This is a genomic window from Pantoea sp. ME81 (assembly GCF_903970985.1).
In the GTDB taxonomy this organism is placed as follows: domain Bacteria; phylum Pseudomonadota; class Gammaproteobacteria; order Enterobacterales; family Enterobacteriaceae; genus Pantoea; species Pantoea communis.
Genome location: NZ_CAJCKS010000174.1, coordinates 1 through 9,878 on the forward strand (window position 1 = coordinate 1; position 9,878 = coordinate 9,878).

The window sequence follows — 9,878 nt, forward strand, 5'->3', positions numbered from 1 at the left end:
CAGCAGATCTTGTGGTGTCAGTAATGAGGCCAGCGTACCCTGCTGATAAACCACCCATTCGCCCTGCTCTTTTATCCACGAGGTCAGCTCCAGCGTATCCCAGTGCTCAACCACCTCGCTCATGCGCCAGGCTTTGCTGGCAACCGGTTTAATACAGGCCTGTTTGGAGAGGGCAACGCTGAAGGTTTCCAGATAACGATCGGTGTGATCTGAAGTGAGGGAGACCCACCATTCGCCCCGATGGAAAAACACAAAGGGCTCAGCTTCCCCGGAGGTTTCATCGCCGACCACTTCCAGCAGTGGCTGTTGGCTCAGTTGATTGGTCGCAACGCGGTAAAACAACGGTACTGCACCGGGAGCGGGCACACCCAGTGCCTCAAGCTCCCTGATATGGTGCAACACCGCATCACTATCGCGTCCGGCCCAACCCGCAATAATGAAATGGGAAACTTCGACATCGAGCGTGCTAGCGGCTTTATCGCCGGTTGTGAACTGAAGGTGCATGTGATGATCTCCATTTGAAAAATCACTGTGAAATTTCACTGTGTTTTCAAACTAGCGATTTTCATGCCAGATTTTTGTGTAATATGTCTCATTGGCAAAAAAAGGAACGTCGTGATGAGTGAGTCAGTTACTGAAAATGTGAACCCAGCCAGCCGGGAAAAGAGCCTCTCTTTAAATGAACAGGCTTATCTGGCGTTCAGGCACAAGCTCATCACGCTTCGCTACAAACCAGGGGAGTATTTAAATACCGCTCAGGTGATGGATGATTTGGCAATGGGTCGGACGCCGATCAATCAAGCGATTCATCGGCTGGCCACCGAGGGGCTGTTGCAGATCATCCCGCGCAAAGGCGTGATGGTGGCACCTTTGTCGATAGATGATGCACTGGAGTTAATTGAGGTGAGATTGGTCAATGAAACCCTGTGTGTTGAACTAGCCAGTCAGAAAGTCATTGATTCACACATTCAACAGCTGCGCGAACTGAACCAGCAAATCGCCAGAGCGAGCGAATCACGTAGTCGCGAGGAAATGATGTTGCTGGATCGCGAATTTCATCAGGTGCTGGCCGATATCGCCGGAAACAGTCGGCTGTCAGATATTCTGAGTGTGATTCATGCGCAGGCACAGCGCTTTTGGGCGACAACGTTGTCCAATGTTATCCATATGGATGAAGTCATTGCGGAGCATAATGAGATTATTGACGCGCTGGAATCCGGTGACACGCAACGAGCGGCCGATGCCGCACGGGCTCATATTTTCTCGTTTAAGCGCGCCCTGCTCTCGACCTGACTTCTCCGGAAATTTTCCACATGGCGAGGTGTTAAGCGCTTTTGCTGACAAGGCGCCCAGCAACCGACTCGCGGTGACTGGGCGATTCAATTTTGCTGTCGAATTTAGCGGCGACTTGAAATTTTTCTGCTGTAAAAGCGCTTTTTCTTTTTACCATGAACGATGGCATAAATAGAAAATGCCAGCACTAAACATAATACAAAAACCAAAACCAGCTGTGACATGACCCGCCTTATTATTGTTTACAGACAACACCTTTCGCAATATAGATCAGTGCTCGCTCAGAAAATGAACTCCTGATATGCAAACGCCTTTTGCAGTATGAAAAGTTGTTTTTTATCGTTGAATAACTTCTGTTCATCAGCGATGCAATATCCGCAATCTCAACACCCAATGATTTCATGTAGATGATTTGCATACTTTGTAGCGATAACCTGACGGCTCTACTTTCATGCAGTATCACCGCACTCATGATGTAACACAGTAGTGCATTGGCTGAAGATCTCAGCGAAACAAAATGAATACGAGAATAGATCTCGTAATTGTCGTTATCCTGCGTCAGCACAAAAATAAATGCGCGTTCGCCGTATCTTTTTCTTAATACGAAAACATCATTCATTCTTGCCTCCAGAGACATCGAGCAGGCATTGACGATAATGATGGTACTGCCGGTTGGTTGCTGTGGAAATCTCTCACGCATCATGGCTGAAATGCCGGCTACGGTATATTGGCAATCTGAATACAGCACGAGCGAAGTCGTTCCCAGATTAAGTACCCTGGCGTTAGTAAGTGGCATACGAATACTCACGCAATGTTGCAATGAATTAGGTTTTTTCTGATTTACATTGGACTTAAGTCTCAAAAAAATCATACACCTTTCATATCTTGCCGCGCAGGGTTATTTCATTTTGCTTGCGTGTTCTTAGCGGAATGCTTACGCACCAGCAATAAGACATGTCGATGCGGGGTGATTTATTCAAATAATTGGGGTTTGGAAAGGAAAAAATCTTCGATAAATTTGAATATGAAGAATTTGGCACGCCGTTACTAATGAACTTTACGTGCCACTCTAAAATGGTGTCTGCGTGGCAAGCGTTGCGCTGCTAACGGCAGCGCACCCATTTATTTCACGCTCATCAGTCGCTCATCCGCCCCGATTTTACGTGGAGCTGACGGATTGATATCGCAATTTCGCGGCAGCAGTGCCGTAATAATGCCGGCCACCACCAGCGATCCCGCCAGCCAGCACACCGCCACACTCTGCCCATATAGCATCGTCATTATGCCGACCAGGTACGGCCCGCAGAATCCGCCCAGATTACCCAGCCCGTTGATGACGCCACGCGCACCTCCCGCGACTTCTGGCGAGGCAATACGTCCGGGAATTGACCAAAATGGGCTGGTCGCCGCTTTCAGGAAGAAACCGCACACCACCAGCGCGATATAAGACGCGACGATATTACTGTGCAGCACCACCGATGCCAGCAGCGCAGCGGCGAAACAGAACAGGGAAACCATCACCCACAAACGGCGTTTTCCTGTACGGTCGCTGAGCCACGAAATCGCATATATCCCCAGAATAGTGGCAACAAACGGGATTGCCGCTAACAAGCCGACCCCCGCCATATTCGTGCCGGTGAGATTTTTCAGAATGCTCGGCAGCCACAGCGTGTAACCGTAATCGCCGGTCTGATAGAAGAAGTTCAGTGCCACCAGTTTCATCAAGCCAGAATTACGGAAAACCGCTTTTAATGGCGCTTTGTTCACTGGCGCAGCACTGCGATGCGCGGCACGCTCGCGGGCCAGTTCCCGTAACAGATACGCTTTCTCACGGGCAGGGAGCCAGCGCGCCTCTTCCGGGCGATCGGCGATCACCAGCCACCACACCAGCAACACCGCTGCAGAGAGCAAGCCTTCAATAATAAACAGCCAGCGCCAGTCGAGTACGTTGATGATGTAGCCAGAAATCGGGGCGGTAAACATGCCACCCAGCGGCGCAAACATCATCACGAAGGCATTGGCGCGCCCGAGTTCTTTTTCCGGGAACCAGTTGCTGACCATGGTAAGGACTACCGGCAGCATGCCGCCTTCGGAGATACCCAGCACAAAGCGCAGTGCCAGCAGTTGATAGTGGTTAGTGACGAAGCCGGTGGCAATTGACACCACCATCCACGCCAACAGTGACCAGGCAATAAAGCGTTTACCGCTGCCGTTCACCGCGATCCGTCCGCCTGGTACCTGTAAGAACAGGTAACCAATAAAGAAGATGCCGCTGACCATACCGGCCATCTGGCTGGTGATCGCCAGGTCCTGATCCATGCCGCCCGGCAGCGCAAAGCTGATGTTTACGCGGTCCATAAACGAGATGATGCAGGTAATTAAAATCGGGGCAATAACGCGATACCAACGTGTTCCGGGGATTTTCTCGTGCATAACGCCCTCTCTCTTTGCGCAACCATGCGTAAGCTCTATGGCTTCTTATTAAAGAGAGTTTGGTAATAATTATTGCGATCCTAATCACTGAGATGAATGTTAAGAAACTGTGTTACTTACGGCGTGATCGAATGGGCACATTTTAAGGGTTATGGAGCCACTAAGCGGAGCCACAGGAATTTTAAGCGGGATGATTCATTAGAACTGGTGACTAAAAAAGCGGGTGTAACCTGATGCCGTAACATGACATGCAACAAGGTCGCCATAATAGGCGACCTTGCGGAGGTTAATGCAGCTTGTAGTGTGCGCATTCATGCGCACCTGGAATCAATCTACACGCCTGCGACGCATCAAGCGCCACACGACAATCACCACCAGCAACACAATGATCGCGCCAATCATACCTGGCAACATCATGGGTTGCAGACGCGCCAGCAGCGGTGGATGACCGCCCTTTCTCACCCACGCCACATCACCCGCCGTCACGTTAACCTCGGCATTGCCGTAATGCGCTAACACGAAGTTACTGATATCGGCGACCTGCTGGTCATTCAGTTTGTCGACATAGGACGGCGAACTAAAGCCCGGCATCAGCACCTGATGATCGGCGGTGTCACGTTGCACACCAAACAAAATGGCAGAGATCAGGTTGTTCGGATTACGCAGCCCGGTTGCCGTGTTGTGGAACAGCGATGGATAAGCCTGATTAGCACTGCCCGCGCCATCCGGCTGGTGACAGCTGGCGCAATTGCCGCTGAACAGCGCCGCGCCGTTGTCCAGCGAGTGATTGGCGTTGTTCGGATTGCGCCCACGCACGCTAGTTTCCACATCATAAGGCGCGCCGTAGCTAAAGGCTGGAATAGTGTCCCCTTCATCACGAATCGGTGCGGTGCCTTTCAGGTAAGTGGCGATAGCATGTAAATCGCTCTCCGGCAGATACTGCAGGCTGTGCTCAACCGCTTCCGCCATACCGCCCGCCGCCTGGTTTTTGCCCGGTGCGCGTCCGGTTTTCAGATACTGCACCAGCTCGTCATCGCTCCAGCCGCCAATACCGCTCACCTCATCCGACGTGATGTTTGGCGCATACCAGCTGCCCAGCGGTCCGCCAGCCAGTGGACGATCCTGCTGCTCCTGCATCATAAATCCGCGCGGTGTGTGGCAAGTATTGCAGTGTGCCAGGCCGTTGACCAGATAGTTACCGCGATTCCACTCCGCGCTTTTGCTGCCATCGTTCTGCCACATCTTGTTGTTGGCGAACATCATGTTCCAGAAACGCATGCTAAAACGCAGGTTGAATGGGAATGGTAAATCGGTCTGCGGGTTGTGCTGCGCCTGCGCTTTGACGCCATGCATCATGTAGTAGTAAAGCGCGTGCAGATCTTCATCGGTCATCATGCTGTAAGAGGTATATGGCATCGCCGGATAGAGTTGCGCGCCGTCCGCGCGTACACCGTGCCGCACCGCCTCGGAGAACTGGGCCTCGCTATAATTGCCGATGCCGCTGCTATCCGGCGTAATGTTAGTGGCGTAAATGGTGCCCATCGGTGACGCAATACCGTAGCCGCCGCTGTAGGCGGTTTTGCTGCCTGGCGCAGTGTGGCACGCCTGGCAGTCAGACGCGGTGGCAACCTGTTCACCCTGACGCAGCAAATTCACATCCAGCGTTTCCGCCTGCGCGCCAAACGCCATCAGCGCGAATAGGCTACCTGCAAGCAGCGTTTTCATGCGAACTCCTTCATACGCAGGCTGATGTCGTGTGCTGCTTTCAGACCGAGCGCGGCCATGGTCAGCGTACTGTTAACCACGCTGGCGGAAGGGATCGCACCACCGCCCGGCAGCCACAGGTTCTCATGGTCAAAGGCACGGCAGTTGCCATCCACGACCGCGTCTTTGCCGCTTTTGCCCATGATCACGCCGCCCATGATGTGGTTGTTGGCATTAAGACCTTTACTGATGGCGAACTCTTTGCCGTTAAACAGCTTGCCGATTTTCTCCAGCTGTTCGTGCGACACTTCCGCGCCCTTGCGCACGTAATCGCCGACGTCGTAATAGATATCGGGGCACGCCAGACCGTGCGGATCTTTACGGGTTTTACTTAGGGTTAAGCGGTTTTCCGGATCCGGTAGCGGTTCAAGACTGATGGAGATATCGACGCTGTGCACTGAGCGATAACGAATCTCCTCATCCAGCGCTTTGCCGACCAGTCCCTTTTTCAGCGCCTGCTGGGTGGCGGCCACTACGCGTGAGATGTTGTTCAAAATCATTTTGTTGGCCGAGTAATCACGACGGAACTCGCCATCACGATAGCCGACCATGCAACTGCTCTGCGCCGGTCCACGTCCCAGCCATACTGGTTCTTCGGTAAGGAACGAACAGTGGAAGCCGGAGTGATCCATCATATTGCGGCCGACCATATCAGAACCGTTGGCAATACCGTTCGGGTTACCACCGTTAGCGGCCAGCAGCAGCAGGCGCGGCGTTTCGATACCGTTACAGGCCAATGCAAACGCTTTACCCGAAGCTTTGTGCGAGGCGCCAGACGCATCTTTCCAGTGCACGGCGGTAATGCGGTTATTGCCATCAGTATCGATTTTGTAAACTACCGCCTCGGCCAGCACCACTGCGCCATTCCGCTCGGCGCGTTCAATGTGGTGGATGCCGTTGTACATAGCGCCGATCGGGCAGATCGGTTGACAGTTATTGTTACCGCAACAGGTTGGACGCCCTTCCCACGGACGCGTGCTGCGCCCTTGTGGAATCGGCACCAGGTTGTAACCGTGCGGATTCACCACGCTGGCGAAATAGTTATCACCGTGGGCAAACGGCACCATATCCATCGGGTAAGGCTGGCTGCGTTCAACCGGCGACTGCATATGCGGATCGTTTGGCCCCGCCACACCAATTTCGTTTTCCGCGCGACAATACCAGGGCTCCAGCTCGTCATAGCTGATTGGCCAGTCACGCCCCACACCGTATTTTGACTGCATCACAAAATCGCTCGGGTGATGACGCCAGCACGATGCCGCCCAGTGCCAGGTGGTGCCGCCTACGGTGCGCAAATAGCCCTGCTGAAAACTGGACGCGTTAGGGCCGGTCACATTGACATAGTTGTTCGGCGGGAAGTAAAGCGGCGCGGGCGCGAATTTGGACTGCGGATACAGTCCCTGGAAATCTGACCCAGCGCGATTCGCAAACGGCATGTTGCGCCAGTTTTCTACCGCTTGCGCGCGGTCAATGCGTAAACCTGCTTCCAGTACCAGCACCGAGTAGCCCTGACTGACGAGTTCGTTCGCCATCAATCCACCGACCACACCTGAGCCCACAATCACAATGTCCGCGGAGGCATCACCCTGCGCAGTAAAAGTTGGTTTTTTCATGATTTTTCGTCGTTTTAGTTTTGAGGAAATTACAACTGTTCGATATGACCGTCGTGCTCATCCGGCACCGGTGCGGTCCACCAGATTGGGCCATTGCCGCAGTAAGTCGGCACCACCAAACCATCGCTGACCGTCTGGTACATCAGCGCCTGTTTGTAAGCCACCAGCGTGCCGTGATAGTCATCCCCTACCGTGCCGGTGTACCAGGCCGTGACGATTTGATAGAGGAAATCGTGCAGTCCTGCGCTGCTGGCTTTAGCCAGAAAATCATCGGCACTGATTTGCGGAGTGACCAACGCGCTGAGTTGGGCAAGACGGGGCACAAACTGCGCGTCACGCTGCGCCAGGACCTCGTAAAAGCGCGCAGCAAGAGTCACATCCAGGTGTTTGTGTTCGGTGATTGCTTGTGAGATCTGCACAAACTGTTTCACCGCGTCGCTGGCGTGAATCACGCTGGCCGCAAACGCCCTCCCTGGCAGGGCTGCGACCGCGCCAGTCACGGTTAATCCGAGTGTGGCAAGCAGGAATTCCCTGCGAGTGGAACCGGTTCCATTTTTAGATGCAGAAACGGTTTCGGGTGCAAAATGTCGTTTCATGGGGTTACCTGATGCTGAGACAAAAGAGGAGAAAGCCAAACGGCGCTATCCTAACGATTTCGTTGCAAAACTGTTATCAGGATTTGAACGAAATCCCATTAAAGGGTGTGGTTTTAGCTCTAAATGATAATTTAGGTCAAAAATTGTTGGGTTTAGGATAGTTGCGAGGAGGGATTGAATGTGGGTAAAAATTAATCACACAGACAGTTGAACGCTATTTAGGTTATGATAATATTCAATAATCAACATAACCAAATCAGGAGTTCCTCCATGAGTCTCATCGAACAACATGCAGGGGTTTCCACATTGATTGGCACCCCTAAAGAAGTCAAAACACGGTTAGGAAAATCTCAGGCTAATCAGGTATTAGTGGTGTCCTTCGATAACATCAGCAACCTGCGTGTGCTCAGTACGCTGACAGAAAATATTTCTACTGTAGCTTCAACCATGTTTGAAGTTTTTAAAGAGCGGCAGGAGAAGCAGTCACTCGAGATATTGGTTGGATCGATGCTGCCCAAGGCCCCTGCCTCACCACACCTGATGAAAGAAGTGGCCATGCTGTTGCAAGCACGTAAAGCCGTGTTGGAAAGTGGGAACTGGTTAACCGCCGCTGACGTCTCGCAGTTAGCCGGTTTGAGTACTACCAATCCCAGTGCTCAACCGAATAAATGGAAAAAAAGCGGCCAGATATTTGCGATTCACCACAATGGCATGGATTACTTCCCGGATTACGGTCTGGATCGCAATACGCAATTCCGACCATTGAAAGCGCTCTCTGAGGTGTTGAAGATATTCGCAGATCATAAAGATGGTTGGGGAATCGCGTTCTGGTTCTTGTCAGTGAACAGCTTTCTTGGTGGTCAACGCCCACAGGATATGTTGGCAAAACACTCAGAGCGGGTGATTGAAGCCGCAAGGGACGAAATCGAAGGGGTTGGACATGGATAAACTGCCAGAGCAAATGAAGGCTCAGCCCCTCTGCATTAATAATTCATTGACGTTGGTAAATGACATTTAGTTCGATAATACAGTTATTGACCTGGATATAAGAAATACGAGGCTGATAGATACCGGTCAATAACAGCGCCGGATTTCGTTCAATTAAATAACCCTGTAATTAAAATAGCCACATATCGCTTATTAGTCTTATTAGTCTTATTAGTCTTATTAGTCTTATTATTTTATTCCGGTTCTTAAATGTGTTCTGATGATGTTATTGCCACTCCCATGGATTGAGCAACATAACGCCTGGTCCTTCAAAGTCCCTGGTATTTCGCGTAACTACAGTCATATCATGACGAAAGGCAGTGGCCGCGATCATTGCATCATTCGCGGAACGTTGGTCGGGTACATGGAGGCTCGCACAATAAATGGCAGTTTCGGCATCAAAAGGCAGTACACGGCCTGAAAACTCACGTAATACCACTGATGCAAACCATTCGCGTAGCATTTCTCCCTGACGCACATCCTTTCGCAACACCTGAAGGATGCCTTTTTCGATCTCCATAATCGTAATCGCTGATATGAACATATCACCCGCATCTACCGTATCCGTCCAGTTGGATACTTGTGGATCAATTTTGGGCGTCCTTGCCTTACGCATTTCCGAAATGACATTGGTATCAAGCAAATATCTCATGAAAAATCCACATCCCTGAAGTCTATGTCCACTCGTTGAGGATCAAAATCGATATCAGCGACACCGGGCATAGCAAGTGCATCCTGGATATTGCGTCGTGTACCCGTTAGCTTTTTATATTCCTCAAACGTCATCAATACGTGGGCTGGTTCTCCGCGATCAGTGATGTATACAGGGCCTTCCTCCGCCAGTTTTTTCGCAGCTGATACCTGCTGATTGAACGAACGGCTCGAAATTGTTGAGATACCCATAACAGCCTCCTGAGAATGTAGAAACATAACTACATGATACGTCAGCTGCACAATATTTCAACACCATGCTGAAAATAAGCATGTTTCAAGGGTACTGGAAATCTAGCTGATTGAAGTTCAAGAAAAATAAGAATAGCGGTGATAAATCAGCAGCGGCGTTTTCACATCCTCCGGCAGGCGCTCACTCAACGGCTGCTCAAATATCGCCAGGCACTGCTCGATCTCGCGGCGCATATCATGTCCCAGCACCATATCCATGGTCCCTTTCTCCAGCAGGAAGCGACTCGAT

General features: G+C 51.4%; 10 protein-coding genes. 2 read left to right on the plus strand and 8 right to left on the minus strand.

The features are described 5' to 3' along the window. The coding region (locus tag H7A81_RS22475; protein WP_182058768.1) for a DUF2848 family protein at nucleotides 1–504 on the minus strand (504 nt) is incomplete at its 3' end. 114 nt (nucleotides 505–618) lie between these two features. Between H7A81_RS22475 and H7A81_RS22480 the strand changes: the two genes are divergently transcribed. Then, nucleotides 619–1,293 carry a GntR family transcriptional regulator gene (locus H7A81_RS22480; RefSeq protein WP_182058775.1) on the plus strand — a complete coding sequence of 225 codons (675 nt, stop codon included), beginning with the start codon at nucleotides 619–621 and terminating at the stop codon, nucleotides 1,291–1,293. A 235-nt stretch (nucleotides 1,294–1,528) separates the two neighbouring features. On the opposite strand, the gene H7A81_RS22485 is transcribed toward H7A81_RS22480, so the two are convergent. The 5 genes from H7A81_RS22485 to H7A81_RS22505 all read right to left on the minus strand — a co-directional run bounded on the left by H7A81_RS22485 (nucleotide 1,529) and on the right by H7A81_RS22505 (nucleotide 7,699). Then, nucleotides 1,529–2,089 carry a hypothetical protein gene (locus H7A81_RS22485; protein ID WP_182058769.1) on the minus strand — a complete coding sequence of 187 codons (561 nt, stop codon included), beginning with the start codon at nucleotides 2,087–2,089 and terminating at the stop codon, nucleotides 1,529–1,531. Nucleotides 2,090–2,415: 326 nt separating this feature from the next. Then, a complete protein-coding gene (locus tag H7A81_RS22490) occupies nucleotides 2,416–3,726 on the minus strand; it encodes an MFS transporter (protein ID WP_182058770.1) in 1,311 nt (436 codons plus the stop codon). Between the two features lie 327 nt (nucleotides 3,727–4,053). Beyond that, nucleotides 4,054–5,451, minus strand: a complete 1,398-nt coding sequence (locus H7A81_RS22495; RefSeq protein WP_182058771.1) for a cytochrome c — start codon at nucleotides 5,449–5,451, stop codon at nucleotides 4,054–4,056. Continuing rightward, nucleotides 5,448–7,103, minus strand: coding sequence for a GMC family oxidoreductase (locus H7A81_RS22500; protein ID WP_058961671.1), 1,656 nt, complete (start codon nucleotides 7,101–7,103; stop codon nucleotides 5,448–5,450). Before H7A81_RS22500 ends, H7A81_RS22495 begins: the two co-directional genes overlap by 4 nt. Nucleotides 7,104–7,132: 29 nt before the next feature. Further along, on the minus strand, nucleotides 7,133–7,699 hold the full coding sequence (locus H7A81_RS22505) for a sugar dehydrogenase complex small subunit (RefSeq protein WP_182058772.1): 567 nt from the start codon (nucleotides 7,697–7,699) through the stop codon (nucleotides 7,133–7,135). A gap of 270 nt (nucleotides 7,700–7,969) precedes the next feature. Between H7A81_RS22505 and H7A81_RS22510 the strand changes: the two genes are divergently transcribed. After that, entirely contained in the window at nucleotides 7,970–8,647 is a 678-nt protein-coding gene (locus tag H7A81_RS22510) for a hypothetical protein (protein ID WP_182058773.1), read from the plus strand. A 265-nt stretch (nucleotides 8,648–8,912) separates the two neighbouring features. On the opposite strand, the gene H7A81_RS22515 is transcribed toward H7A81_RS22510, so the two are convergent. Next, on the minus strand, nucleotides 8,913–9,338 hold the full coding sequence (locus tag H7A81_RS22515) for a type II toxin-antitoxin system VapC family toxin (RefSeq protein ID WP_182058774.1): 426 nt from the start codon (nucleotides 9,336–9,338) through the stop codon (nucleotides 8,913–8,915). Then, nucleotides 9,335–9,589, minus strand: a complete 255-nt coding sequence (locus H7A81_RS22520; protein WP_034831240.1) for a type II toxin-antitoxin system Phd/YefM family antitoxin — start codon at nucleotides 9,587–9,589, stop codon at nucleotides 9,335–9,337. Before H7A81_RS22520 ends, H7A81_RS22515 begins: the two co-directional genes overlap by 4 nt. Nucleotides 9,590–9,878 lie beyond the last annotated feature (289 nt).